Below are 23,018 nucleotides of genomic sequence, written 5' to 3' on the forward strand. Positions count from 1 at the left end.
GCGACCCGAGACCGCGCAGTGCCGTTCCATGGGGAGTCAGCCTAGACTCACCCGCTATGGCCTCCCCTCAGCGCGTCCACGTCACGCACACCTACACCTCCGATCCCGCCACGGTCTTCGAGAAGCTCGCGGAGCACGAGAACCTGGGGCCCCTCTTCGGCGCCAGGATCACCCGGGTCTGCGACGGTGACACGTCGCGCAACGGCCCCGGATCGACCCGCAGCCTCAAGATCGGCCCCCTGCCCGCTTTCCACGAGACGACGACCAAGGCCGAGCCGCACAGCCTGATCGAGTACAAGATCAGCAAGGGGAGCCCGCTCCGCGACCACTGGGGCGTGCAGAAGCTGACGCCGACCGCCGACGGCGGCACCCGGCTGGACTACACGATCGGCTTCAACCTGCCGGTCCCCGGCGTCGCCGGGCTGGTCGGCAAGGTCGTCGCGGCCAACATCAAGAAGGGCCTGCCGAAGCTGACCCCGTGAGGTACCGCACGCAAGACCGCACGAGCGCGGTCGTCATGAGCTGAGACGCTCCCAGAGCTCCGCCGTCTCGACCTCCACGTCGCCGGGGTGGATCCGTTGGAAGTTGCGTCCGCCGCGGGCGAAGGTCTGCGCGACTGCCGCAGGCACGAGCGCAGCGTCGACGGGGTCGCTGGTCCACTCGGCGTCGCGGACGTTCACCAGGTCGACCTCCGCGCCCTCGGGGTCGTGCCGCCAGGCGCCGGTCAGCCGGCCGACGTACGTGCCGCCGTCGGCGTCACGGGTCCAGACGAACGAGCCCATGGGTGCGGCGATGAAGCGATCGAGCCGTCGCCTGGCCCGGTCGTCGTCGGCCGCGCCCATGCCGCACACGCCGATCGCCAGTGCACGCTCGACGGCCGCGGCGACAGGGAGGTCGTCGCGGCGCGACCTCATGGGGGCCCGGTAGACCGGGAGGAGCACTTCGCGCAGGTCAGCCGTGCGCGCGGGCCGGCTCGACGCTCTCGGCGGCGTCGTGCCACTGGTCCTTGTCGTCGAACCAGCCGTCGCGGCGATGACGCGGCGCCACGGCCGGAGCAGCTGCCACGGCCTGGCGCTTGCGGGTGAAGGGGGTGACGACGTTCGGCATGGATCTGCCTCCCTTTGGGGTGCCCACATCGGGAACCTGAGTCACCGCAATACCCTCGGATGCCCGAGGACAAACAGCATCGTCGGTCCCTCTTGGTCACAAGCTCAGGGCAGGTCTGCAGCCTTGAGGTCGACCGTCACGTCTGAGTGCCGGTGACAGGACTTGAACCTGCACGCCCGAAGGCACAGGATCCTAAGTCCTGCGTGTCTACCAGTTCCACCACACCGGCCCGGAGCCAAGGATAGGCGAGTGGTCGACGTCAGTGGTCCTACGCTCCGAGGCCGAGGTCCTTGCGCAGCTTGGCGACGTGCCCGGTGGCCTTGACGTTGTACTGCGCGAGGCTGATCGTGCCGTCCTCGACGACGAACGTCGACCGGATCACGCCCTCGACGACCTTGCCGTAGAGCTTCTTCTCGCCGAACGCGCCCCAAGCGCGCAGGATCTCCTTCGACGGGTCGGACAGGAGCGTGATCGTGAGGCCGTCGCGCTCGCGGAACGCGGCGAGCTTCTCAGGCTTGTCGGGGGAGATGCCCAGGACGGTGTAGCCCTCGGCCTGCAGGCGGTCGATCGAGTCGCTGAAGTCACAGGCCTGCTTGGTGCAGCCGGGCGTCATCGCGGCAGGGTAGAAGTAGACGATGACCTTGCGGTCGGTGAGGTCGGACAACGTGACCTCGTCGCCGGCGTCGCTGATCAGCGTGAAGTCGGGTGCCGTGTCTCCGGGCTGCAGGCGCGTCGTCATGGGCACTATCCTGACGTACGTGTGCAGGTGAGTGGCCTGCACCCTCCGCAGACCCAGGTGAGCGAGGCACGACGTGGCGAAGGCTAAACCCGACCAGATGGTCGAGGAGATCGAGGAGATCCGGGAGCGGCTGGCGGACACCGTCGACGCACTGATCGACCGCACCAGCCCGCGCAACATCGCGCGGCGCGGCCTCGGCAACCTGCGCTCCCGGTTCGTGGACGAGACGGGCTCGCCCAAGCTCGGCACGATCGTCCCGCTGGTCGGTGGCACGGTCGCGGTCGTCGCGGGGATCATCGTCATCCGCCGACTCGTTCGCTGACCATGTCGCGCATGGTCGTGCGTCATCTCGGCCCATGAGCCCCTCGCGCGACATCCCGCTGCGCCGCCTCCGGCTGCGCAGGCCTGCTGACTCCTGGCAGGACCGTCTCCGTGCCCTGCGTCGCCGGTGGCGCACGCTCGTGCGGCTGAGCGTCGGCACGGCCCTCGCCTACTTCGTCGCGACGCACGTCCTCGACCACCGCCAGGCGTTCTTCGCCCCCATCGCCTGCATCATCGTGCTGATAGCGGGTGCCGGGCTGCGTGGCCGCACTTCGTACGAGCTGGTGGTCGGCGTCTCGCTCGGCGTCCTGGTGGGCGAGCTGCTGATCCTGGGCATCGGCCGAGGGACCTGGCAGCTGGCGCTGGTCGTCACGCTGACCGTCATCGCCGGGACGTTGCTGGGGCTCAAGGGGCTTGCTCTCACCCAGGCCGCGACGTCGTCGGTGCTGCTCGCAGCGGTGATCCCGGTCGCGGGTTCCGGCAACCCGGCGATCAGCCGCTTCCTCGACGCGCTCGTGGGTGGCGCCGTCGGACTGGCGATGGTGCTGCTGATTCCGCGCAACCCGGTCCGCGACATAGACCGTGAGGTGCAGGGCTTCCTCAAGCGGCTGGCCGCGATCCTCAGCCGTACGGCCCAGGCGTTGCGAACGGTCGACGCCTCGCTGGCGGACCTGGCGCTGGACGAGGCCCGGGCGATGCAGCCGCAGGTCGAGTCGATGACGTCGACCGCGGCCAACGTCAGCGAGATCGCCCGCCTCTCGCCCATGCGCTGGAAGCAGCGCGACCACGTGCAGACGTACGTCGCCACGGTCCGCGACCTCGACAACGCGATCCGCGACGCCCGGGTCCTGGCCCGCAAGACCTCGGCGCTGCTGCGACACGGTGAGCGCGTGCCGCCCGACATGGACCGGGCGATCGATGCCCTCGCCCAGGCGATCGGCATCTTCGCCGACGACCTGTCGGAGCACGACGACTTCGACCACGCCCGCCAAGAGCTCGTCGAGGCCGCGCGGATGGCGTCGGCCGCGCTGCCGGATGCCATGACGATGAACAGCGCCTCCATCGCCGCTCAGGTCAGGTCGCTGGCGGCCGACCTGCTCTACGCCAGTGGCTACACGCGGGACGAGATCGACGAACGCCTCGAGTTCGACTGAGGTCGGGCACGCGTTCAGACGGGGTTCATCCCGGTCCGGTGCCATGGGTCCATGAGGTGTCGCGGTCGTCGCAACACGCTTCCGCCGGCCGCGACACGCCGGATGTTTTACAAGGTGTCCGCTCATGCGCTACGTTTCTCGAACTGCTCCGCTCGGAGCGCAACACGTCGAAGGAGGTGGACCCATGCAGAAGATCAACGTCACGACTCTCGGCCTCGCCGGCCGCGACGCCGTCATGCCTTTTGCCGGCCCCACCTCCGGAGCAGTGCACCTGAAGTAGTCCACACTCGTTGGCTCTTCTGCCGCTTCGGATCCTAGATCTGAGGCGGTTTTTCTTTTGTCCGAACACCTACTCCACACATCCGACCTTCCAGAAAGGAGGCGCGCTATGACCACGAAGCCCGATACACGACTCATGCCCGCACAGAACCCGACCACTCCACATCCGACGACAGGAACTGATGGAGAGGGGGTGAAGGCCGTGGGTGTCCTCAGCTCCCGCAACGAGCGCAAGCGCGCCTGGGACGAGATGTCCGAGATCGACCGTGTGGTGCTCCTGGAGTCGGTGCGTCAGCGCCGCAAGATCGAGAAGCAGAACCTCGCGATCCACAACGAGATCTACCGTCTGCGCAGCATGCGCTGAACGGCGCGAGACAAGGAGCGGCGAGCGGGGAGCGATCCCTGCTCGCCGCTTCGTCGTCAGCGGGCCTGACCGCTGAACAGCCCGGGCAGCAGCCAGCGACGGGCGACCGCCTCGACGACTCCGTCCTCCGACAGGTCCGGACCGAGCTGGGGGCTGACGATCAGCGAGAGCAGGAGGCGGATGAAGAACTCAGCCCCGCCGTCCGGGTCGTCGACAGGGGTCCCGGTGCGTACGCCGAGGGTCCGCAGCTCCTCTGCGACGAAGTCGATCGAGAGGATCAGGTTCTCCGGTCGGTTCCCACGCAGGTGGTCCATGAGGCGCGTGCGTCCGGGTTCCAGCAGCTCCTTGAACGTGAGGGTGTCGCACAGCCGCCGGTAGACGTAGGCGAACACCTCGACGACGACGTCCGGTGCCGAGGTGCCGCCGCTGAAGAGCACCGTCGTCTCGGCCATCACCTGGCCGATGTCACCGACGATGACGTACTCGATGAGCTCGTCCGGGTCGTCGAAGTGAGTCAGCACGGTCTCGAGCGGGAGACCGGAACGTACGGCGACGTCCTCGAGCGTCACGGCCGCGAACCCCTCGGCCGAGGCGAGCTCGTAGCACGCTTCGGCGATGGCCTCGCGTTGGCGCTCCGCGACCTGCAGGTCGTCGGTGAACTCGTTCATGGTCAGGCACCGTAGCCCAGCCCGGAGCTCAGCGGGCGCTGATGGCCTCGTCGAGCGCCAGGATGCGTCGGGCATCCCGGACGTGGAGCTCCTCGACCATGCGGCCGTTGAACGTGACGACGCCGTGCCCTGCGGCCCTGGCCTCCTCGAACGTCGAGATCATCTCCTTGGCATGCGCGACGTCGTCGTCCGAGGGCCCGAAGATCGCGTTGGCCGGCTCGACCTGGCTCGGGTGGATCAACGTCTTGCCATCGAAGCCCATCTCCCGACCCTGGCGGGCCTCGGCGTCGAAGCCCTCGAGGTTCTTCACGTCGTTGTAGACGCCGTCGAGGATGACCTTGCCGGCCGCGCGAGCGGCGAGGAGCGCGATCGACAGCGACGTCAGGACGACCGGGTTGCGCCCGGGCACGTGCAGCCCGTACGTCTCGTTGACGACGTCGTTGGTGCCCATGACGATCACGGTCAGCCGCTCGTGCGCGGCCGCGATCTCGGCGGCCTGGAGCAGGGCGACGGGCGTCTCGACCATGGCCCACAGCGCCGTGCGGTCCGGTGCGCCGGCGTGCTCGAGCGCGGCGACGAGCTGGCGGACCTCCGCGGCGGAGTTGACCTTGGGCACCAGCACCGCGTCGGGTCCCGCCTCGGCGGCTGCGGCGATGTCCGCCCCGTGCCACTCGGTGCCGATCCCGTTGACGCGGATCGCCAGCTCGCGGTGCCCGTAGTCGCCGGAGGTCACGGCGGCACACACGCGATCGCGCGCCTCGGGCTTGGCATCGGGGGCGACGGCGTCCTCGAGGTCGAGGATCAACGCGTCGGCGTCGATGCTCTTGGCCTTCTCGAGGGCCCGCTCGTTGGCGCCGGGCATGTAGAGGACGGAGCGGCGCGGGCGAAGGAGAGTGTCGGTCATGCGGGGCTCCTAGAGGTCGTAGGCGGTGGCGAGCTCGGGATCGCGTTCAGCGAGGGCCTTGGCGAGGTCGAGCATGACCTGGCACTGCTTGCAGGAGGCGTCGTCCTCCATCTTGCCGTTGATCATGACGGCGCCGGAGCCATCGCCCATCGCCTCCACGACCTCCTTGGCGTGCGCCACGTCGGCGGGGTCGGGGGAGAACACCTTGCGGGCGATGTCGATCTGCACCGGGTGCAGGCTCCAGGCGCCCACGCAGCCCAGCAGGAAGGCGTTGCGGAACTGGTCCTCGCACGCCACGACGTCCTTGATGTCACCGAAGGGGCCGTAGAACGGGAGGATGTCGTTCGCTGCGCAGGCATCGACCATGCGCGCGATCGTGTAGTGCCACAGGTCCTGCTGGTACGTCGTGCGGCCGGAGTGGAGATCGTCGCCGATCGGGTCCTGCCGGACGAGGTAGCCGGGGTGGCCACCGCCGACGCGCGTGGTCTTCATGCGCCGGCTCGCGGCGAGGTCAGCGGGTCCGAGCGAGATGCCCTGCATGCGCGGGCTGGCGCCGGCGATCTCCTCGACGTTGGTCATGCCCTCGGCGGTCTCCAGGATCGCGTGCACGAGGATCGGCCTGGTCAGCCCGGCCCGCGCCTCGAGCTGCGCGAGCAGCCGGTCGACGTAGTGGATGTCCTGGGCGCCCTCGACCTTGGGCACCATGATCACGTCGAGCTTGTCGCCGATCTCCGTCACGAGAGTGATCAGGTCGTCCAGGGCCCACGGCGAGTCCAGGCTGTTGATCCGGGTCCAGAGCTGGGTCTGACCGAAGTCGGTCTTCCTGGCGATGTCGACCAAGCCCTGCCGGGCCGCTTCCTTGTTCTCGGTCTTGATGGCGTCCTCGAGGTTGCCCAGGATGATGTCGACCTTGGTGGCGATCTCCGGCACCTTGGCCTGCATCTTCTCGTTGCTGGGATCGAAGAAGTGGATCATCCGGCTCGGGCGGAACGGGATGTCCGCTGCCGGAGCAGGAGCGCCGACGGCCAGGGGGCGAAGGAAGGCTCGGGGGTTGCGCACGCGGGTCACATCTCTTCCTGACGAGGACAAAACTCCTCCCAGTATGTCCATCGGCGCCGGTCAGCGCCTAGGGCGGACATCACACGTCGGGTCGACCGCAGCCGGATCGAGCCGGCTGCGGCTGAAGCGGGAGGCGCCGGTCCTCGGCACACCCGTTGCAGCCTGCGACGACATGCCGTCGCTAATCGATAAGGTCTAGTCCTATTCGACATAGTTCTTTGTGACTAGTCGACATGGTCATTCCGAATGAAATCAGCCGAAAAGCGTTGAATTACCGCTGTCCGGTCGCGGTTCGGCGTGACGTTGGTGCGCTCTATGCAGTTGGGTGGGGGAAGACTGCGGTGCACTCCCATGATGCCGCGGTCATCCGCAGCGGGGGCTCTCCTCGACTACGACTCGAACCGTTCCGTGCAGGGGCGATACGGATGGAGTTATCCAGCATGAAGAAGATCTTGCTCGTACTCGTGATGATTGCGGGAAGCGTGTTCCTCGCGCAGCCCGCAGTTGCCGAGGCAGAGGGCACCGAAGCGGCCGCCGAGAGCGCGCCCGCACAGACCGAGCCGGCCGCCGAGCCGCTGGCGGAGGATCCGCCTGCAGAGCAGGCGCCCGCCGAGCAGGCGCCGCCGCCGGCTGAGGAGAAGGCTCCCGAGGCCCCGGCCGAGGAGAAGGCCGAAGAGGCTCCGCCCGTCGACAACGGCAACGCGGCCGAGCCCGACGAGAGCACGTCGGGCAACGCACCCAACGCGGACGGCGATGACGTCGTCGCTGCAGCTCCGATCAAGGTCACGATCTGCCACGCGACCTCGTCGGAGGCCAACCCCTACGTGGAGAACTCCCCGAACGTCAGCGGCATCCTCGGCGGCCACGACGGCCACGACGGCGGCGTCTTCCCGACGCCCGGTTGGGGCGACATCATCCCGCCGTTCGACAACGCCGACGGCAGCTTCGAGGGCCAGAACTGGACCCCCGAGGGCCAGGCGATCTACAACAACGGCTGCGCCCCGGTGGGCGAGGACCCGGAGCCGCTCGACGAGGCCACCGCTGTCGCCCCGGTTCCCACTGCGCCGACCTGCCTCGCAGACGGCTCTCTGGAGCTTCCGGTGACCGAAGGTGTCATCTACGAGGTCGATCCGGCCATCGCCGGCCCGGGCACCTACACGATCACCGCAACGGCGGACATCGGCTACGAGCTGACCAACCCCGACTTCGAGGTTGTCGTCGAGGTCCTTCCGCAGCTGACCGGCCCGCAGTGCATCATCAACGGACTCGCGCCGGCCAACCCGGGCGTGTCGGTGACGCCGGCGACCTGCTCGGCTGACGGCGCGCTGGTGTTCGAGGACGACGAGAACATCAACTACTTCGTCATCCCGATCCTCGGGAACGTGGTCTTCGTGACTGCCCTTCCCGAGCCCGGCTTCTACCTGACGGAGTTCCCGTTCCTCGAGTTCGTCGCGATTCCGCAGGAGCTGACGGGTGCGCAGTGCGACACCGTCGACATCACGATCTGCCACCGGACGAACAGCAACGTCAATCCGTACGTCGTGAACGGTCCGGCCACCGCCGGCGTCGCGAACGGTCACGACCAGGAGCACGAGGGCCCGATCTGGAACCCGACGCTCAAGGCGCAGGGCATCGAGTGGGGCGACATCATCCCGCCCTACACGTACAACGATGTCGACTACCCCGGTCAGAACTGGACGCCTGAGGGCATCGCGTTCTACAACGACGGGGCCTGCGACGGAGCCGGCATCGTGCCGACCGAGGTGACGCCTGAGCCGCCCACGGCGGTCCCGGCCGACTGCGAGATGGACGGCGAGCTGATCCTGCCGGAGACCGAGGGCATCGTGTACACCTCGGCGCCGGACGGAACCGGTCCGGGCGACTATGTCGTCACCGCGGCGCCGCTCAACGAGGAGTTCGTCCTCGTCGGTCAGAGCGTCTTCGAGATCACGGTCGACGCGCAGCTGTCAGTGGACGACTGCACGGAGCCCGGCGGCGAGGAGGACCCCGACCCCGAGGGCGAGGTCGACCCGGCCAGGGAGGACGAGCTCCTGCCTGACACCGGCGGTATCCCGCTCTGGATGCTGCTCGTGGCCGGGCCGATGACGGCCGGCGGACTCATCATCCTGATGCGTCGCCAGCCGGTGGCCTACGCCTCGACGAGTGGCGGCATGCCGACCTACTCGCTGACCCTCCCGCCGGTGAAGAAGCCGGCCGGGATCACGCGGGCGCACGCCTCGACGCAGCACATCGGCTTCATGAAGGCCGTGAGCAACGTCGTCGCAGCGATCGGCTCGTTCCTCCGCGGAGGACGTCGCTGATCAAGCACTGATCACGAGAAGGGGAGTCGCTTCGGCGGCTCCCCTTTTCGCATCCAGGGGCTCATCCGAACTAGAGCCCGTGGCTCATGAGGATGAAGTCTGGCTGTCTCCCCGAAAGACCGGTGATTTTGCCGGCATTCGACGTGACACGAGCGCGGTGTGCGCCGTTGCCCCATATAGACACGGTCGCGGCGCACTCCCTCCTGTCGCGACCGAAACGCAGCCGAGGAACCCCCCGACTACGACTCGAACCGTCCCCGCAAGGGGCGTCACGGATGGAGTTTGTGTGATGAAGAAGATGCTGATCGTACTCGTGATGATCGCGGCAAGCGTGTTCCTCGCGCAGCCCGCGACCGCCGATGAGCCGGTGGCACCGGCCGCCGACACCTCGTCGTCAGAGACGACGGAGAACGTGGAGGAGGAACCGCCTCCTCCGCCGCCGGCGCCAGAACCGGAGCCGCCGGCCCCAGAACCGGAGCCCCCGGCGCCAGTCGTCGAGGAGCCAGTGGTCGAGGAGCCGGTCGTCGAGGAGCCGGTCGTCGAGGAGCCAGTGGTCGAGGAGCCGGTCGTCGAGGAGCCCGTTGTCGAGGAGCCGGTCGTCGCCGAGGTGGTGGCCGAGGATGAGGACGTCGTGGCTGCCGCGCCCGTCAAGATCACGATCTGCCACTCCACCTCGTCGGAGACCAACCCGTACGTGCAGAACGCGCCCAACGCGAGTGGCGACCTGCACGGTCACACGGGCCACACCGGTGGCCTCTTCCCGACGCCGGGATGGGGCGACATCATCCCGCCGTTCGAGTTCGACGGGGAGCAGTACCCGGGACTCAACTGGACCGCCGAGGGCCAGGCGATCTACAACAACGGCTGCGACCTGCCGGACGAGCCTCCGGTCGAGCTCATCAACGCCACGCCGGTCCCGCCGACGGCGACTCCGCCGACGTGCACCGCTGACGGCACTCTGGTGATCCCCGACACCGAGGGCGTCATCTACGAGTCGACGCCTGCAGGAACCGGGCCGGGCGACTACGTCGTGACCGCCTCGGCTGTGGTCGGCTATGTGCTGACCGATCTCGCGTTCGAGGAGGAGATCACGGTGCTGCCGATGTTGTCGGCAGACGACCCGGAGTGCGCCGAGACGCCGCCCAGTGGCGAGGAGCCCAGGGAGCTCGAGGATCCTTCCGCGGTCAAGGAGGACGAGCTCCTGCCCGACACAGGTGGTCTGCCTCTTTGGATGCTGCTGGTCGCCGGCCCGATGACGGCAGCAGGACTCGTCATCCTGATGCGTCGTAGGCCGGTGGCCCACGCGGCCATCGGTGGCGGCATGCCGAGCTACTCGCTGATCCTTCCGCCGGTGTCGCAGCCGGTCGTGACCACGCGGGTGCACGCCTCGGCGCAGCCCATCAGCTTCATGGAGGCCGTGGGCGACGTCGTCGCAGCGATCGGTTCGTTCTTCCGCGGAGGACGTCACTGATCGACAGCTGATCACGTGGAGGGGAGTCGCTTCGGCGGCTCCCCTTCTCGTACGTCGGGGGTCCTCAGGTCTGCATCGCGTCGGCGACAGCAGGGTCGCCGCCCTCTGCGCGCAGACCGGCGACGACCCCGGCCCGGTCCTCCGCTGAACGATTCTGGCTGAGCTTGGCCTTGGCCTCGACCCGTTCGACCGACAGCTCCAGACCAACGATGGCCCTGAGATTCTTGTCCACGTACGTCGCAGGCGCGTCCGTGACGGCCCAGGGCTCGGAGCGCGGCGTCTCGTGGTGGTCGGTCAGGCGCGTCACCGCCTCACGGACCCAGGCCGGGTCGTCGTGCACCCGTGCGGTGCCGGTGAGGTGGACGGCCGAGTAGTTCCAGGTCGGCACGACGCGTCCGTGCTCGGCCTTGCTGGCGTACCAGGCCGGCGAGATGTATGCCTGAGGGCCTGCCACGATGGCGAGGAACCGGGCGCCGTCCCTGATGTCACGCCAGTGGGGGTTGGCCCGTGCCATGTGGGCGACCACGGTGCCGCCGTCGGCGCTCCAGAGGATCGGGAGAAGGGTCGCCGTCGGGGTCCCGTCGGGCGCCACGGTCACGATCTCCGCGCTGCCGACCGACTCGACGAATGCGCGGATGTCGTCGTGGTCGTCCATCGCGTTGAAGTGCGGGATGTACATGTCGCTCCTAGGCGTCGTCGCTGTTGCTGAGTCCCCGGTGGGCCGACAGGAGCTCGATCTCAGGCCGGCCGGCCACGAAGTTCTCGACGGCGTCCAGCACGTCGATCACGTGGTGGCTGTCGGCCGCCACTAGGCTCGCTCCGACCCCGGCCCGCCGATGCAGGTCGAGGCTCCCGGTCTCGGCCGCCGAGACGCTGAACGTCCGCCGGAGGTCGGCCACCAGCGGTCTGACGATCGACCGCTTCGACTTGAGCGAGTGCACGTCGCCGAGGAGGATGTCGAACTCGATCCAGCCGATCCACATGGATCGATCATCTCAGGGCCTGCGAGGATCGCCTCGTGGTGTCACAGCTGGTACGTCTCACGGTGTCGTGCGCGGTCCTCGGTGCCGGCGTGGCGATGCTGCTGCTGGCCTCACTCGGCTCGGACGGCTACTCGACGATGATCAACGGGTTCTCGATCGCCACCGGGGTGACGTTCTGGGTCGTCAACCTCGTCGTGGGGATCGTGCTCGTCGGCATGGCCTGGGCTCGTGGGCTCACGCCCGGGCTCGGCACCATCACGCAACCAGTCGTGGTCGGGTTCGTGGTCTCGGGACTTCTCGAGGTGTTCGACGAGCCGGAGACGATGGCGATCCGCGCGATCCTGCTGGCGTTGTCGTTCCCGGTCGTGGCGGTCGGCGTGGCGGGCTATCTCGCCGTCGACGCGGGCGCCGGCCCGACCGAGGCGGCAGCGCTGGCCTTCGACCCTCCGGTGCCGTTCATGTGGAGCTACAGCGTCGTGCAGGGTGGAGGAGCGGCGCTGGGGTGGCTGTGCGGCGCCGCCGTCGGACCCGGCACGCTCCTGGTGATCGTGCTGCTGGGCCCGCTGGTGGACCTGTTGGCGAGACGGTTCCCGGTGCTCTCACCCGACGGGCCCGCGACGGGCGCCGAGCGGGCCTAGGCGGCGGCCTCGTAACCCACGCGCAGCTCCTCGACCAGGGTCGGGCGGGTCGGCTGCCAGCCGAGCTCGGTCTTGGCCCGGAGACCGCTTGCCTGCTGGTCGAGCAGGAGCGCTTCGCCGAAGCCGCCCAGCCGCTCGACGGTCGCCTCCGGAGTCTCGGCGGTGATCGCACCGCCCAGGGCCTCACCGAGCTCACGGACCGTGGGGTTGTGCCCGCTGACCCCGATGTACGTCCGACCGCCGGGCGCCTGGTCGAGCACCCGGACGTACAGATCGGCCAGGTCGTCGGCGTGGACCGTCGTCCAGTGCTGCTCGCCGGAGCCGAACAGCCTCACGATGCCGGGCTCGGGGCTGAGCAGAGCGGGAATGCCCTTGCCGTGGCCGTACACGATCCCGGGCTGGACGACCGATGCCCGGACGCCGGAGTCCAGGAGCCGCTGCTCACCTGCCGGCCGCCACGCCGTGAGGGCGGGGGGATCGAGCGGGCTGGCTTCGCTGATGGCGGGGTTGTTGCCGTACGCCCAGATCCCGCCGGTGTGGATGAAGGGCTTGCTCGTGCCGCCGAATGCGGCGATGACGGCGTCGATCACGGCGTCGTTGAGCGTGGCGTCGCGCTCGTCGCTGCCGGCGGCCGTGTGGATCGCGGCGTCGTGACCGCGGAGCTCGGCTGCGAGCCACTCCGGATCGAACAGGTCGCCGATGATTCCGGTCGCTCCGGCGTCCTGCACCTGGAGCGAGGACTTCTGGCTGCGGACGACGGCGGTGACGCGATGGCCGGCGGCGACCAGCTGGTCGAGCACGGCTGATCCGATGAAACCGGTTCCCCCGGTGAGCAAGATCTTCATGCCTGACTCAACCGGGGGACCCGAGATGCTATTTCGTGACGAGGTTCACACGACGTGCCCCTGTCGACGCCTGCTCAGTCGAAGATCTCGCTGAGCCAGTGCTCCTTCTTCTTCTTGCGGTACGGCTGCTGGTGCCGGCTGTCGTAGCGCGGCTGCTCGTAGCGCGGCTCGGAGTACTGCTGCGGCGGTGCCTGCGTGGGAGCGGGAGCCGGCGGCCCGTCTGCGGTCGCCCGCTCGAGGATCTTGTCGAGCTCACCGCGGTCTAGCCAGACCCCGCGGCACTCGGGGCAGTAGTCGATCTCGATGCCGGCCCGCTCGCTCATGACGAGGGTGGCGTTGTCGGTCGGACACTTCATGGATGTTTCCTCCTTGCCCCGCCCAACTCCCGGGACGGGACGAGAGTTCCCGTGCCGGGCGATCCGGTGCAGGTCAGGCGCAGCCCACGCACGTACGGGCGACGGGGCGCGCCTCGAGGCGTCCGTCGGCGATCGGCCGGCCGCACGTCTCGCACCGACCGTACGTCCCGTCGTCGAGGCGGGCTCGAGCGGCGTCGATCTCCGCGAGTCGGCGTTCGGCCTGCTCGATCAGGGCGCCGAGCTGGGACCGCTCGAACGCGATCGTGGAGCCCTCCGGATCGTGCTCGTCGTCGGCGTTGGAGTCCACCGAGGCGTCGACGACGCCGGCGAAGTCGCGGGTCAACGCGGCCAGCATGGTCAGCGCAGCCTCGCGCTCGTGGTCGAGGAGGGCAAGCGCCTTGGCCTGGTCCATCTCGTCCGCCTCCCGGTCGTCGTGTGCTGTGCCTCAAGCAAAGCAAAGGCCCCGTTCGGCGAGGAACGGGGCCTTCACAGTGCGGCATCAGGGACTCGAACCCCGAACCCGCTGATTAAGAGTCAGCTGCTCTGCCAATTGAGCTAATGCCGCGAAGCGGGTGCAACATTATCAGCCGCCCTCGGTCACTCATAATCGAGGATCGCGTGGGCCGCGTTGTGCCCGGCGATGCCGCTGACGGCGCCTCCGCGGCGGGCGCCGCTGCCGCACAGCAGGACTCGCGGGTGGTCCGTCGCGACGCCCCACCGCTCGCCGGGATGCCGGGGCTTTTCGTCCTCCTCGAGCCACGGCCACTGCAGGTCGCCGTGGAAGATGTGGCCGCCCGGCATCGCCAGCGCCTCCTCGACCTGAGCGGGGGTCTTGTGCTCGACACCGAGGATCAGAGGTTCGAGGGGTTCTGCGAGGTGGGCGTTGATGGCGTCGAGGAACTGCTCGTACGCCGTCGCCGCGGCTGCCTCGTCGGGCAGCACCTCGTAGGGCGTGTGCAGCCCGAAGTACGTGAGGGTCTGCGCGCCCGAGTCGGCCAGGTCGGGACCGAGGATCGTGCGGTCGGTGAGCGTGTGGCAGTAGAGCTCGCCTGCTGCGGCGCTGGGCAGCGACCCCGCAGCGGCCTGCTCGTAGGCTCGTTCCAGCTCGCTCATCGACTCGCCGACGTGCAGCGTGCCGGCGAAGGCGATCGCGGGATCGATGCCGGACTTGAGCTCGGGCAGGCGGGAGACCAGCAGGTTGATCTTGAACTGCGACCCCGAAGGCTTCACGGGCGCGGGCCGGCCCAGCAGCCGCGCCAGGACGTAGGGTGCCACGCCGCTCAGGACCCAGTCGGTCTCGATGACGAAGCCGTCCCCGCACACCGTGGCCCCCACGTCGTACGCATCGATGCCGTCGACCTCGCAGTTGGTGCGGATGTCGACCCCGGCCTCGCGCGCAACCCTCTCGAGCTCGGCGGTCACGGCTCCCATGCCGCCGACCGGCACGCGCCACTCGCCGGTGCCGTTGCCGATCAGGTGGTAGAGGAAGCAGCGGTTCTGTACCAGCGTGCGGTCGTGGAGCGACGCGAAGGTGCCGATGAGGGCATCGGTGGCGACGACACCGCGGACCAGGTCGTCGGCGAACCGCCGCTCGATCGCCGTGCCGATGGGCTCGTCGACGAGATCGGTCCAGATGGCCATCTCGACCCGGTCGCGCAGCTCGCCGATGTGGGGGAGTGGCCGCAGCAGGGTGGGGGCGATCGCATCGGCCATGGTCGCGACCTCGTCGTAGAACCGGCGCCAGGCCTCCAGCTCGCGGTCCGAGCCGGTGAGCGCGCGAAACGAGTCCTCGGTCGCCTGGCCAGGCTCGGTCTCGACGAGCAGGCCACCGCCGTCGTACGGGGAGTAGGAGGCCGTGTCACGTGAGCGGAGCTCCAGGTCGAGCCCGAGCTCGTCGATCAGCTCCTGGGGCATCAGGCTCACGAGGTAGGAGTAGCGGGACAGTCGCGCGTCGAGGCCGTCGAACACCGGGGCGCTGATCGCAGCACCGCCGACGTGGGCCTGGCGCTCGAGGATCGTGACACCGCGGCCGGCTCGAGCAAGGTACGTCGCTGCGACGAGCGCGTTGTGTCCGCCGCCGACGATCACGACGTCCTGCTTCTCGGATGCTCGTTCCATGGCCCCACAGTAGATCCGAATGCCACCGTGGACGCGGGCGCGTCAGCCACATGACCGGTCACGGGAATGGGATCGCGCCGAGGTCCGGGGAATGCTTGACGATGATTGAAGGCTAAACTAGATTACAGACCTACGAAGGAGCACCCCATGCCTGCTGTGAATGTCGCCGACTGGACCGTCCTGCCCCGCGTGATCGCGGCGCCGACGCAGACCGAGGACCGCGCGCCGGTGTCGGTGACCACCGCGCCGCAAGGCTACGAGGGAGAGGGCTTTCCGGTGCGTCGCGCGTTCGCCGGGGTCGACCCCAGCAAGCTCGACCCCTTCATCCACATGGACCAGATGGGTGAGGTCGACTACGCCCCCGGCGAGCCCAAGGGCACGCCCTGGCACCCGCACCGCGGGTTCGAGACCGTGACCTACATCGTCGACGGCGTCTTCGACCACCAGGACAGCCACGGTGGTGGCGGCTCGATCACCGACGGCGACACCCAGTGGATGACGGCCGGCAGCGGGCTCCTGCACATCGAGGCTCCGCCGGAGTGGCTCGTGGTCAAGGGCGGCTTGTTCCACGGCCTGCAGCTGTGGGTCAACCTGCCCAAGGCTGACAAGTGGCTGCCGCCGCACTACCAGGACATCCGGGGTGGCGACGTGGGCCTGGGGTCCACGGCAGACGCCGGGGCGCTGCTGCGCGTGATCGCGGGTGAGGTCGACGGGCTCAAGGGTCCGGGCTCGACGCACACGCCGATGGCGATGGTGCACGCCACGGTCCTCCCCGGGGCCGAGATGACCGTGCCGTGGCGCACGGACTTCAACGCCCTGGTCTACGTCATGAGCGGCGACGGCTACGTCGGCCGTGAGCGCCGCCCCATCGGGCCCGGCCAGCTCGCGGTTCTCGGACACGGCGAGACCATCACCGTCGGGGCCGACCAGCGACAGGACGGCCGCCACCCGGCGCTCGAGGTCGTGCTGCTCGGTGGGCAGCCGATCCGCGAGCCGATCGCGTGGGCGGGGCCGTTCGTCATGAACACCAAGGACGAGGTCCGGCAGGCGTTCGAGGACTTCCAGAAGGGCCGTCTCGGCTCGATCCCGACCGTCCCGCACGCCGAGGTGCACGGCGAGATGCTGCAGGACTAGCCACGGGCGGTCGGGCGGTGGATCCGCAACCCTATGACGAGCGGGCGGTGGATCCGCCACCGAATGTCGGCGCTTTCGGTTGAGGATTCACCGCCCAAGCGGGTGGTGGATCGGCCCGGGCTATTCGTCGAGCGGCTCCGAGGCGGGGCTGTGGTCGGACGCGACGCCCATCGCGGCGGCCTCGCTGATGCTCTCGCCGAGCCACGACTCGACCTCCCAGCCGTCCTCGCTCGATCCCTCGACGACGACGATGCCGGTGTTGACGACGTAGTGGTTGCTGACGAAGTCGAGGTCGACGTTGCTCGTCCTGGCGGCACACCACGCGCGGATCATCGCGCCGTGGCTGACCAGCACGACCGTCTTCGCGCCCATCGCCTCGGCTTCGGCGACGACCTCGTCGAACCGGGCGATCACCTCGTGGCCGGTCTCCGCCCCCGGCATGCGGACGTCGAGGTCGCCCGCGCACCAGGCGAGCAGCGTGTGGACGTACTGGTGCACCGACGCCTCGTCGGTGTTGCCCTCGACGTCCCCGGCGGCGATCTCCCGGAGGCCGTCGCGCACGGCAGGCTCGATGCCCAGGGCAGCCACCAGGGGAGCGGCGGTCAGGTGCGTCCGGATCATCGAGGACACGAAGATCGCGTCGATCCTCTCGTCCGCCAGCGCGTCGACGAGCTGCTCGGCCTGGTCGTGGCCCAACGCCGTGAGGCCGGGCCCGGGCACCGTCGACTCCAAGATGCCCTCGACGTTCGCGGGGGTCTGGCCGTGTCGGACGAGGATCAAGCGCATGTGCCGAGCCTATGGAAGCGGCCCGCGGAGCACGCGTACGGGTCGCCTGCCGTGCGCCGAACCACCGGAGATCCGCCGGTTGGTGAACCTGATTGACTAGGGGCATGCGATCGGTAGCCCTGTCACCCGAGAACCGTCAAGCCGCTCTCGATGCGATGGCGGCCACCCCGCTCGACATCCTGGTCATCGGTGGGGGCGTGGTGGGTGGAGGCGCGGCGCTCGACGCGGCGACTCGTGGCCTGTCGGTCGGCCTGGTCGAGGCGCGCGACTTCGCGTCCGGCACGTCGAGCCGGTCGAGCAAGCTGATGCACGGCGGCCTGCGCTACCTCGAGATGCTCGACTTCAGGCTCGTGGCCGAGGCGCTCAAGGAGCGCGGTCTCAGCCTGCAGAAGCTCGCACCCCACCTCGTGCGCGAGGTCGGCTTCATCTATCCGTTGACCCACCGGGTCTGGGAGCGCGTCTATGCCGGCTCCGGCGTCGCCCTCTACGACGCCTTGAGCAAGGCGTCGGGCTACGGCCAGGGCGTCCCGCTGCACCGCCACCTGACCCGCAGGGGCGCCCGGCGGATGATGCCCGCGCTCCGCAAGGACGCGCTGGTCGGCGCCCTCCACTACTACGACGGCCAGGTCGACGACGCCCGTCACACGATGTTCCTGTCACGGACCGCGGCGGCCTACGGCGCCCACGTGGCCAGTCGTACGCGCGTCGTCGGGCTGCTCCGTGAGGGCGGCCGCGTCACCGGTGCCACCGTCAAGGATCTCGAGTCAGGCCGCGAGTTCGACATCCGCGCCAAGGCCGTCATCAACTCCACCGGGGTCTGGACCGACGAGACCCAGGCGCTCACGTCCGAGCGCGGCCAGTTCCACGTCCGTGCCAGCAAGGGCGTCCACCTGGTCGTGCCCCGCGACCGCATCCGGGGCGAGTCGGGACTGATCCTGCGCACCGAGAAGTCGGTGCTGTTCGTGATCCCGTGGGGCCGGCACTGGATCATCGGCACGACCGACACCGACTGGTCGCTGTCCAAGGACCACCCCGCCGCCAGCCGCAGCGACATCGACTACCTGCTCGAGCACGTCAACTCGGTGTTGGTCGAGCCGCTGACCCATGACGACGTCGAGGGCGTCTTTGCCGGGTTGCGTCCCCTCCTTGCCGGCGAGGACGAGGCGACCAGCAAGCTGTCCCGCGAGCACGCCGTCGGCACGAGCGTCAAGGGACTCGTCGTGATCGCCGGCGGGAAGTACACGACGTACCGGGTCATGGCCAAGGACGCCGTCGACGCGGCTGTGCACGGCATGTCGACGCTGCTCGACCGCAAGGTGCCGGAGTCGTGCACCGAGGACGTGCCGCTGCTGGGCGCCGACGGCTACGAGGCCGTGTGGAACCAGCGCCAGATGCTGGCCTCGTCGAGCGGGATCGGGGTCGGCCGGCTCGAGCACCTGCTGCACCGCTACGGGTCCCTCACACATGAGCTGCTCGACCTCATCAAGGAGCGGCCGGACCTCGGCGAGGCGCTGACGGGTGCGGACGACTACCTCCGCGCTGAGATCGTCTATGCCGCGACGCACGAGGGTGCGCGTCACCTCGACGATGCGATCGCCCGCCGTACCCGCATCTCGATCGAGACGTTCGACCGCGGCGTCGACGTGGCGGTCGAGGTCGCCGAGCTGATGGCCGGGGTGCTGGGCTGGACCGACGCCCAGCGCGACAACGAGGTGGACCACTACCTCAAGCGGGTCGAGGCCGAGCGCGAGAGCCAGACGATGCCCGACGACGAGACCGCCGACGCCGCCCGCATGGGCGCCGAGGACGTCGTCCCGATCGCCACGACGTCGACGAAGGCGAAGTCCGCCTGATGGCGGAGGAGACCGTCGCGGACTACGACGTCCGCTCTCCGGCGTCGCGCACGCTGCTGACCGTGATCGGCACCATCGTGACGGTGCTGATCCTCGGCGGGCTCGTGGTGGGCGCCTCGCTGGTCAAGCGGGACACCCGGGTGGCAACGGCTGACGTGGAGCTGGGGCAGATCGCCCAGCTCGTGATCAACGCCGGCTCGGCCGACGTACGCCTGGTGGAGGGCGAGGAGGGCGTGGTCCGCGTCCGTGCCCGCATCACGTCAGGGCTGCGCAAGACCGACTACCAGCTCGGTCGGCGCGGCAACGAGATCAAGATCGTGTCGGATTGCCAGACCTGGCTGTCCCCGGGATGCGGTGTCACGGCGACGCTCGAGGTGCCCAAGGGGCTGCCGATCGTGGTCAAGACCACGTCGGGCGACGTCAAGGCCGCCTCACTGGCCGAGGGCGTCCTCACGGTGACCTCGGGCAGCGGCGACGTCGCGGTGACCGACCTGCGGGTCGATGAGTTCCAGGCCGACACCGGCTCCGGCGACATCAGCGCGACGTTCGCCACGCAGCCGTTCGGGCTCAAGGCCAAGACCGACAGCGGGGACATTCGTGCGACGGTCCCCTCGGGCAAGCGCAAGTACTCCGTCGTGGTGTCCTCCAAGTCCGGCAAGATCGTCAACTCGATGGACGGCGACGTCACCAACGCCCTCGGCGGGGACCAGGACGGCGGCGGCATCGTCCGCGCGACGACCGACAGCGGCGACATCAGGCTCGCCAACCGGTGACGAACGACAAGACCCCCGTTCCTCGCGGAACGGGGGTCTTCGTGGGGTGGACGACGGGACTTGAACCCGCGGCCACCGGCACCACAAGCCGGTGCTCTACCAACTGAGCTACGCCCACCACGCGTGCCGGGCATGCGCCCGACACGGCGTCGGCAAGTCTAACGCAGGCCCGCGGGTGGTCAGACCGTAGGTTGCGACTCTCCGGTCAGCGACCCGGCGACCTCTGCGGCGATGGCCTTGGCGGTCTCGGTGTCGATGCCGGGATCGGGGGTGAAAACTGCGCGGCGGTAGTAGCGCAGCTCCTCGATGCTCTCCTGGATGTCGACCAGTGCGCGATGGTGCCCGGCCTTGGCCGGTGCCGCGAAGTAGGCGCGCGGGAACCACTGGCGCGCGAGCTCCTTGATCGACGAGACGTCGATGACGCGGTAGTGCAGCCAGCCCTCGAGCTCGGTCATGTCGCGGGCGAGGAACGATCGGTCGGTGCCGATGGTGTTGCCGGCCATCGGTGCCCGGCGGGGCTCCTTGACGAACTCACGGACGTACGTGAGCACCTGCTCCTCGGCCTCGCGCAGGCTCAGGCCCGCGTCGAGCTGGGTCAGCAGCCCGGAGCTGGTGTGCATCTCGCGGACGAAGTCGTTCATCTGCTCCAGCGCCTCCTGCGGAGGCCTGACGACGAGGTCGATGCCCTCGCCGAGGACGTTGAGGTCGTAGTCGGTGACCAGGGCGGCCACCTCGACCAATGCGTCGGTCTCGAGCGAGAGTCCGGTCATCTCGCAGTCGATCCACACCAGCTTGTCATTCACCCGCTGAACACTAGTACGGTCCGCAGACGCCACATGTCGACGCCGCCCTGCGACGGCCCCGGTAAGGTCTGATGGAACCTTCAACGAGCGAGCCGCGTTGGTCACATGGTGACCGCCCGACCCAGGAGAAACCAGTGAGCAACGATCGTCAGCAGCGAGCCGCCCGCGCGGAGCAGATGCGCAAGGAACGCGAGAAGGCCGACCGCAAGCAGCGCAACCTGATCACGGTCGGCATCGTCGTGGTGGTCGTGGCCCTGATCGCGGTCGGCGGGTGGGCCGTCAAGAAAGAGGCCGACAAGAACGAGACCAACAAGGAGCTCATCACCCCGCCGGGCGTCACCAAGGACTACGGCGTCGAGTACACGACGGAGGTCGCAACAGGCAAGCCCGCCAGCAACCCGGTCAAGGTCGTCGCCTACGAGGACTTCCAGTGCCCGGCGTGCCGCTCGTTCGAGGAGCAGAGCGGGGCTTTCCTCGAGGACGCCGTCGCGAAGGGTGACATCACCGTCGAGTACCGTCCGATCTCGTTCCTGGACCGGGCGAGCAACGGCAACAAGTACTCCAGCCGCTCCGCCAGCGCGGCGATGTGCGTCATGGAGGAGTCGGGTCCCAAGAAGTTCAAGGAGATGCATGCGGCGCTGTTCGCCAGCCAGCCAGAGGAAGGCACCGACGGCATGCCGGACAGTGGACTGATCGACATGGCGAAGCAGGTCGGCGTGACCGGCATCGACACGTGCATCAAGACCGAACGCTTCGTCCCATGGATCGTCGACGCGACTGAGGCGTCCCGCGCCGCCGACGTCTCGGCGACGCCCACCATCCAGGTGGACGGCAAGACGGTCGAGACGCCGACCCCGGAGAACCTCCAGGCCGCGATCACGGCCGCAGCCAAGGGCTGACCTCCCGCTGGGAGTGACGTTCTTGCCGGCCGTCCCGGCGTGTCGCCGCAAGAACGTCACTCTCAGCGCAGGGCGCGGCCCAGGGCGTACCCGAGCGATGCCGCGGCGACGCCGAGCACGAGCATGCCGACGGCGTTGACTGCCGCGGCGCCGTAGCGGCGATCGAGCGCCAGGTGCACCGATTCGACGCTCGCGGCGCTGAACGTCGTGTAGCCGCCGAGGAACCCCGTGCCGAGGATGGCGTGCCAGGAGTCGTCGGCACCGAGTCCGACGATCATGCCGAGCACCAGCGATCCACTGACGTTGACCAGCAGCGTCGACCACGGGAACCGGCCGGAGACCCTGGGGCGCAGCCAGGTGTCCAGCGAGTAACGCGTACCGGCACCCAGGCCGCCGGCCAGCGCCATGAGCAGGATCGTCATCGCGCGACCGCCCGCCCGGTCGCGACCCCGGCGCCCGCGGCGACGAGTCCCGCCAGGACGCTGCCGACTGCGTACGCGAGACCCAGTGCGACGTGGTCGCCCCGCAGCAGGGCGTCGGTCTCGACGGCGAGGGCGCTGTACGTCGTGTAGCCGCCGAGGAAGCCGGTGCCCACCAGCAGGCGCAACCGATCCGACGGTGCTGGCCTTCGGCGTACCAGCAGCACGGCCAGCAGGGCACCCAGTGCGAACGACCCGGTGACGTTGACCAGGAACGTCGCCACGGGGAAGAGGCGATCAGGGCCAAGTGCCTCGGAGACGCCGTGCCGCGCGAGGGTCCCGGCAGCTCCACCAGCGGCGACGAGCGCAAAGGACCTCACCCGTCCATTAGACCGTGCAGCAGGCTGGCAGCGATCGCCGCCATGACCACGGCGATCAGCGCGTCGAGGATGCGCCACGACGCCGGCCTGGAGAACAGCGGCCGGAGCAGCCGGGCACCAAACCCGAGCGCCGAGAACCAGACGACGGAGCCCACCGCGGCGCCGGCGCCGAACCACCACCGTTCGTCCCCGTGCGTGCCGGCGATCGACCCGAGCAGCAGGATCGTGTCGAGGTAGACGTGCGGGTTGAGCCACGTCAGGGCGACGGCGGTGGTGACGGTGGGCCACAGGGGGGTGGCTGCACCTGACGTCTCGGGGTCGATCGCGCCGGGACGGATCGCGCGGCGCCCCGCGATCACCGCGTACGTCAGCAGGAAGGCGGCACCGCCGATCCGCATCGCGTCGACCAGCCAGGGTGCCAGCTCGAGGAGGCTGCCGATCCCGGCGACGCCGAGAGCGATCAGGACGACGTCCGAGACGGCGCACACCAGCACGACGGCGAGGACGTGCTCGCCTCGCAGGCCCTGACGCAGCACGAACGCGTTCTGCGCCCCGATCGCGACGATCAAGGAGAGGCCGAACCCGGCTCCGGCGAGCGTGGCGACGAGGGCTGCGTGATCCATGAGTCCATTCAACGGCCTGCG

28 protein-coding genes and 3 tRNA genes are annotated in these 23,018 nt (G+C 69.1%); 11 read left to right on the top strand and 20 right to left on the bottom strand.

The features are described 5' to 3' along the window. The first annotated feature begins 56 nt into the window (after positions 1–56). Positions 57–482: an SRPBCC family protein gene (locus AB0N22_RS01285; protein WP_364634981.1), complete on the top strand. Its 426-nt coding sequence runs from the start codon at positions 57–59 to the stop codon at positions 480–482. A 33-nt stretch (positions 483–515) separates the two neighbouring features. Here AB0N22_RS01285 and AB0N22_RS01290 read toward each other — a convergent pair whose 3' ends face one another. The 4 genes from AB0N22_RS01290 to bcp all read right to left on the bottom strand — a co-directional run bounded on the left by AB0N22_RS01290 (position 516) and on the right by bcp (position 1,846). Further along, positions 516–914 (bottom strand): GAF domain-containing protein, encoded by a 399-nt coding sequence (locus AB0N22_RS01290; RefSeq protein WP_364634984.1) that lies wholly within the window; start codon positions 912–914, stop codon positions 516–518. A 37-nt stretch (positions 915–951) separates the two neighbouring features. Next, a complete protein-coding gene (locus AB0N22_RS01295) occupies positions 952–1,107 on the bottom strand; it encodes a hypothetical protein (RefSeq protein ID WP_364634987.1) in 156 nt (51 codons plus the stop codon). 147 nt (positions 1,108–1,254) lie between these two features. Then, positions 1,255–1,336: transfer RNA gene (locus tag AB0N22_RS01300), tRNA-Leu, on the bottom strand. Between the two features lie 39 nt (positions 1,337–1,375). Beyond that, on the bottom strand, positions 1,376–1,846 hold the full coding sequence (gene bcp / locus AB0N22_RS01305; RefSeq protein ID WP_364634990.1) for a thioredoxin-dependent thiol peroxidase: 471 nt from the start codon (positions 1,844–1,846) through the stop codon (positions 1,376–1,378). Between the two features lie 73 nt (positions 1,847–1,919). On the opposite strand from bcp, the gene AB0N22_RS01310 reads away from it, so the two are divergent. The 3 genes from AB0N22_RS01310 to AB0N22_RS01320 all read left to right on the top strand — a co-directional run bounded on the left by AB0N22_RS01310 (position 1,920) and on the right by AB0N22_RS01320 (position 3,964). Next, the gene (locus AB0N22_RS01310; RefSeq protein WP_364634993.1) at positions 1,920–2,168 is read left to right on the top strand and encodes a DUF3618 domain-containing protein; all 249 of its coding nucleotides are present in this window, start codon (positions 1,920–1,922) and stop codon (positions 2,166–2,168) included. 34 nt (positions 2,169–2,202) lie between these two features. Continuing rightward, positions 2,203–3,321 (top strand): FUSC family protein, encoded by a 1,119-nt coding sequence (locus tag AB0N22_RS01315; RefSeq protein ID WP_364634995.1) that lies wholly within the window; start codon positions 2,203–2,205, stop codon positions 3,319–3,321. 481 nt (positions 3,322–3,802) lie between these two features. After that, complete coding sequence (locus AB0N22_RS01320; protein ID WP_364634998.1) at positions 3,803–3,964, top strand: hypothetical protein; 162 nt, start codon at positions 3,803–3,805, stop codon at positions 3,962–3,964. Positions 3,965–4,020: 56 nt separating this feature from the next. On the opposite strand, the gene AB0N22_RS01325 is transcribed toward AB0N22_RS01320, so the two are convergent. From AB0N22_RS01325 to AB0N22_RS01335, 3 genes are read right to left on the bottom strand one after another with little or no spacing between them, the layout of a single operon-like run. Continuing rightward, the gene (locus AB0N22_RS01325) at positions 4,021–4,632 is read right to left on the bottom strand and encodes a hypothetical protein (RefSeq protein ID WP_364635001.1); all 612 of its coding nucleotides are present in this window, start codon (positions 4,630–4,632) and stop codon (positions 4,021–4,023) included. A 28-nt stretch (positions 4,633–4,660) separates the two neighbouring features. After that, positions 4,661–5,536: a CoA ester lyase gene (locus AB0N22_RS01330; protein ID WP_364635004.1), complete on the bottom strand. Its 876-nt coding sequence runs from the start codon at positions 5,534–5,536 to the stop codon at positions 4,661–4,663. 9 nt (positions 5,537–5,545) lie between these two features. Further along, positions 5,546–6,595: a CoA ester lyase gene (locus tag AB0N22_RS01335; protein WP_364635007.1), complete on the bottom strand. Its 1,050-nt coding sequence runs from the start codon at positions 6,593–6,595 to the stop codon at positions 5,546–5,548. A 440-nt stretch (positions 6,596–7,035) separates the two neighbouring features. On the opposite strand from AB0N22_RS01335, the gene AB0N22_RS01340 reads away from it, so the two are divergent. Both AB0N22_RS01340 and AB0N22_RS01345 read left to right on the top strand, forming a co-directional pair. Further along, complete coding sequence (locus tag AB0N22_RS01340) at positions 7,036–8,916, top strand: hypothetical protein (protein WP_364635010.1); 1,881 nt, start codon at positions 7,036–7,038, stop codon at positions 8,914–8,916. Positions 8,917–9,214: 298 nt separating this feature from the next. Next, the gene (locus AB0N22_RS01345; RefSeq protein WP_364635013.1) at positions 9,215–10,387 is read left to right on the top strand and encodes a hypothetical protein; all 1,173 of its coding nucleotides are present in this window, start codon (positions 9,215–9,217) and stop codon (positions 10,385–10,387) included. A gap of 64 nt (positions 10,388–10,451) precedes the next feature. Here AB0N22_RS01345 and AB0N22_RS01350 read toward each other — a convergent pair whose 3' ends face one another. Both AB0N22_RS01350 and AB0N22_RS01355 read right to left on the bottom strand, forming a co-directional pair. Next, entirely contained in the window at positions 10,452–11,066 is a 615-nt protein-coding gene (locus AB0N22_RS01350) for an FMN-binding negative transcriptional regulator (protein ID WP_364635016.1), read from the bottom strand. 7 nt (positions 11,067–11,073) lie between these two features. Continuing rightward, positions 11,074–11,370: a DUF503 family protein gene (locus tag AB0N22_RS01355; protein WP_364635018.1), complete on the bottom strand. Its 297-nt coding sequence runs from the start codon at positions 11,368–11,370 to the stop codon at positions 11,074–11,076. Between the two features lie 35 nt (positions 11,371–11,405). Here AB0N22_RS01355 and AB0N22_RS01360 point away from each other — a divergent pair, with 35 nt between their 5' ends. After that, on the top strand, positions 11,406–12,008 hold the full coding sequence (locus AB0N22_RS01360) for a hypothetical protein (RefSeq protein ID WP_364635021.1): 603 nt from the start codon (positions 11,406–11,408) through the stop codon (positions 12,006–12,008). Here the strand turns inward: AB0N22_RS01360 and AB0N22_RS01365 are convergent. The 5 genes from AB0N22_RS01365 to AB0N22_RS01385 all read right to left on the bottom strand — a co-directional run bounded on the left by AB0N22_RS01365 (position 12,005) and on the right by AB0N22_RS01385 (position 15,327). Then, a complete protein-coding gene (locus AB0N22_RS01365) occupies positions 12,005–12,853 on the bottom strand; it encodes an NAD(P)H-binding protein (protein ID WP_364635024.1) in 849 nt (282 codons plus the stop codon). The genes AB0N22_RS01360 and AB0N22_RS01365 overlap by 4 nt on opposite strands. Positions 12,854–12,927: 74 nt before the next feature. Further along, complete coding sequence (locus AB0N22_RS01370; RefSeq protein ID WP_364635027.1) at positions 12,928–13,209, bottom strand: zf-TFIIB domain-containing protein; 282 nt, start codon at positions 13,207–13,209, stop codon at positions 12,928–12,930. A 73-nt stretch (positions 13,210–13,282) separates the two neighbouring features. Continuing rightward, on the bottom strand, positions 13,283–13,621 hold the full coding sequence (locus tag AB0N22_RS01375) for a TraR/DksA C4-type zinc finger protein (RefSeq protein WP_364635030.1): 339 nt from the start codon (positions 13,619–13,621) through the stop codon (positions 13,283–13,285). Positions 13,622–13,701: 80 nt separating this feature from the next. Then, positions 13,702–13,774: transfer RNA gene (locus AB0N22_RS01380), tRNA-Lys, on the bottom strand. A 32-nt stretch (positions 13,775–13,806) separates the two neighbouring features. Then, complete coding sequence (locus tag AB0N22_RS01385) at positions 13,807–15,327, bottom strand: NAD(P)/FAD-dependent oxidoreductase (protein ID WP_364635033.1); 1,521 nt, start codon at positions 15,325–15,327, stop codon at positions 13,807–13,809. A 147-nt stretch (positions 15,328–15,474) separates the two neighbouring features. Between AB0N22_RS01385 and AB0N22_RS01390 the strand changes: the two genes are divergently transcribed. Beyond that, positions 15,475–16,461 carry a pirin family protein gene (locus tag AB0N22_RS01390; RefSeq protein ID WP_364635036.1) on the top strand — a complete coding sequence of 329 codons (987 nt, stop codon included), beginning with the start codon at positions 15,475–15,477 and terminating at the stop codon, positions 16,459–16,461. A 120-nt stretch (positions 16,462–16,581) separates the two neighbouring features. On the opposite strand, the gene AB0N22_RS01395 is transcribed toward AB0N22_RS01390, so the two are convergent. After that, positions 16,582–17,247: a histidine phosphatase family protein gene (locus AB0N22_RS01395; protein ID WP_364635039.1), complete on the bottom strand. Its 666-nt coding sequence runs from the start codon at positions 17,245–17,247 to the stop codon at positions 16,582–16,584. A gap of 104 nt (positions 17,248–17,351) precedes the next feature. Between AB0N22_RS01395 and AB0N22_RS01400 the strand changes: the two genes are divergently transcribed. After that, the gene (locus AB0N22_RS01400) at positions 17,352–19,100 is read left to right on the top strand and encodes a glycerol-3-phosphate dehydrogenase/oxidase (RefSeq protein WP_364635042.1); all 1,749 of its coding nucleotides are present in this window, start codon (positions 17,352–17,354) and stop codon (positions 19,098–19,100) included. Continuing rightward, positions 19,100–19,873 (top strand): DUF4097 family beta strand repeat-containing protein, encoded by a 774-nt coding sequence (locus AB0N22_RS01405; RefSeq protein WP_364635045.1) that lies wholly within the window; start codon positions 19,100–19,102, stop codon positions 19,871–19,873. Before AB0N22_RS01400 ends, AB0N22_RS01405 begins: the two co-directional genes overlap by 1 nt. Positions 19,874–19,915: 42 nt before the next feature. Here AB0N22_RS01405 and AB0N22_RS01410 read toward each other — a convergent pair. Further along, a tRNA-His gene (locus AB0N22_RS01410) sits at positions 19,916–19,991 on the bottom strand. A 61-nt stretch (positions 19,992–20,052) separates the two neighbouring features. Next, positions 20,053–20,676 carry an oligoribonuclease gene (gene orn / locus AB0N22_RS01415; protein ID WP_364635048.1) on the bottom strand — a complete coding sequence of 208 codons (624 nt, stop codon included), beginning with the start codon at positions 20,674–20,676 and terminating at the stop codon, positions 20,053–20,055. Positions 20,677–20,810: 134 nt separating this feature from the next. Here orn and AB0N22_RS01420 point away from each other — a divergent pair, with 134 nt between their 5' ends. After that, on the top strand, positions 20,811–21,575 hold the full coding sequence (locus tag AB0N22_RS01420) for a thioredoxin domain-containing protein (RefSeq protein WP_364635051.1): 765 nt from the start codon (positions 20,811–20,813) through the stop codon (positions 21,573–21,575). A gap of 62 nt (positions 21,576–21,637) precedes the next feature. Here AB0N22_RS01420 and AB0N22_RS01425 read toward each other — a convergent pair whose 3' ends face one another. The 3 genes from AB0N22_RS01425 to AB0N22_RS01435 are packed head-to-tail and all read right to left on the bottom strand — an operon-like array spanning position 21,638 to position 22,997. Continuing rightward, positions 21,638–21,997: a CrcB family protein gene (locus tag AB0N22_RS01425; protein WP_364635054.1), complete on the bottom strand. Its 360-nt coding sequence runs from the start codon at positions 21,995–21,997 to the stop codon at positions 21,638–21,640. Next, the gene (locus tag AB0N22_RS01430) at positions 21,994–22,374 is read right to left on the bottom strand and encodes a CrcB family protein (RefSeq protein WP_364635057.1); all 381 of its coding nucleotides are present in this window, start codon (positions 22,372–22,374) and stop codon (positions 21,994–21,996) included. The genes AB0N22_RS01425 and AB0N22_RS01430 overlap by 4 nt, the downstream gene beginning before the upstream one ends. Further along, positions 22,371–22,997 carry a LysE/ArgO family amino acid transporter gene (locus tag AB0N22_RS01435; RefSeq protein ID WP_364635059.1) on the bottom strand — a complete coding sequence of 209 codons (627 nt, stop codon included), beginning with the start codon at positions 22,995–22,997 and terminating at the stop codon, positions 22,371–22,373. Before AB0N22_RS01435 ends, AB0N22_RS01430 begins: the two co-directional genes overlap by 4 nt. Positions 22,998–23,018: the final 21 nt, after the last annotated feature.

This window comes from Aeromicrobium sp. NPDC092404 (assembly GCF_040684095.1).
In the GTDB taxonomy this organism is placed as follows: domain Bacteria; phylum Actinomycetota; class Actinomycetes; order Propionibacteriales; family Nocardioidaceae; genus Aeromicrobium.

What these genes read in the sequence shown, in the direction of transcription:
- AB0N22_RS01285 (WP_364634981.1), top strand. Translation starts at nt 57, where the DNA reads ATGGCCTCCCCTCAGCGCGTCCACGTCACGCACACCTACACCTCCGAT.
- AB0N22_RS01290 (WP_364634984.1), bottom strand. Translation starts at nt 914, where the DNA reads ATGAGGTCGCGCCGCGACGACCTCCCTGTCGCCGCGGCCGTCGAGCGT.
- AB0N22_RS01295 (WP_364634987.1), bottom strand. Translation starts at nt 1,107, where the DNA reads ATGCCGAACGTCGTCACCCCCTTCACCCGCAAGCGCCAGGCCGTGGCA.
- bcp (WP_364634990.1), bottom strand. Translation starts at nt 1,846, where the DNA reads ATGACGACGCGCCTGCAGCCCGGAGACACGGCACCCGACTTCACGCTG.
- AB0N22_RS01315 (WP_364634995.1), top strand. Translation starts at nt 2,203, where the DNA reads ATGAGCCCCTCGCGCGACATCCCGCTGCGCCGCCTCCGGCTGCGCAGG.
- AB0N22_RS01325 (WP_364635001.1), bottom strand. Translation starts at nt 4,632, where the DNA reads ATGAACGAGTTCACCGACGACCTGCAGGTCGCGGAGCGCCAACGCGAG.
- AB0N22_RS01330 (WP_364635004.1), bottom strand. Translation starts at nt 5,536, where the DNA reads ATGACCGACACTCTCCTTCGCCCGCGCCGCTCCGTCCTCTACATGCCC.
- AB0N22_RS01340 (WP_364635010.1), top strand. Translation starts at nt 7,036, where the DNA reads ATGAAGAAGATCTTGCTCGTACTCGTGATGATTGCGGGAAGCGTGTTC.
- AB0N22_RS01345 (WP_364635013.1), top strand. Translation starts at nt 9,215, where the DNA reads ATGCTGATCGTACTCGTGATGATCGCGGCAAGCGTGTTCCTCGCGCAG.
- AB0N22_RS01350 (WP_364635016.1), bottom strand. Translation starts at nt 11,066, where the DNA reads ATGTACATCCCGCACTTCAACGCGATGGACGACCACGACGACATCCGC.
- AB0N22_RS01355 (WP_364635018.1), bottom strand. Translation starts at nt 11,370, where the DNA reads ATGTGGATCGGCTGGATCGAGTTCGACATCCTCCTCGGCGACGTGCAC.
- AB0N22_RS01365 (WP_364635024.1), bottom strand. Translation starts at nt 12,853, where the DNA reads ATGAAGATCTTGCTCACCGGGGGAACCGGTTTCATCGGATCAGCCGTG.
- AB0N22_RS01370 (WP_364635027.1), bottom strand. Translation starts at nt 13,209, where the DNA reads ATGAAGTGTCCGACCGACAACGCCACCCTCGTCATGAGCGAGCGGGCC.
- AB0N22_RS01375 (WP_364635030.1), bottom strand. Translation starts at nt 13,621, where the DNA reads ATGGACCAGGCCAAGGCGCTTGCCCTCCTCGACCACGAGCGCGAGGCT.
- AB0N22_RS01385 (WP_364635033.1), bottom strand. Translation starts at nt 15,327, where the DNA reads ATGGAACGAGCATCCGAGAAGCAGGACGTCGTGATCGTCGGCGGCGGA.
- AB0N22_RS01390 (WP_364635036.1), top strand. Translation starts at nt 15,475, where the DNA reads ATGCCTGCTGTGAATGTCGCCGACTGGACCGTCCTGCCCCGCGTGATC.
- AB0N22_RS01395 (WP_364635039.1), bottom strand. Translation starts at nt 17,247, where the DNA reads ATGCGCTTGATCCTCGTCCGACACGGCCAGACCCCCGCGAACGTCGAG.
- AB0N22_RS01400 (WP_364635042.1), top strand. Translation starts at nt 17,352, where the DNA reads ATGCGATCGGTAGCCCTGTCACCCGAGAACCGTCAAGCCGCTCTCGAT.
- AB0N22_RS01405 (WP_364635045.1), top strand. Translation starts at nt 19,100, where the DNA reads ATGGCGGAGGAGACCGTCGCGGACTACGACGTCCGCTCTCCGGCGTCG.
- AB0N22_RS01425 (WP_364635054.1), bottom strand. Translation starts at nt 21,997, where the DNA reads ATGACGATCCTGCTCATGGCGCTGGCCGGCGGCCTGGGTGCCGGTACG.
- AB0N22_RS01435 (WP_364635059.1), bottom strand. Translation starts at nt 22,997, where the DNA reads ATGGATCACGCAGCCCTCGTCGCCACGCTCGCCGGAGCCGGGTTCGGC.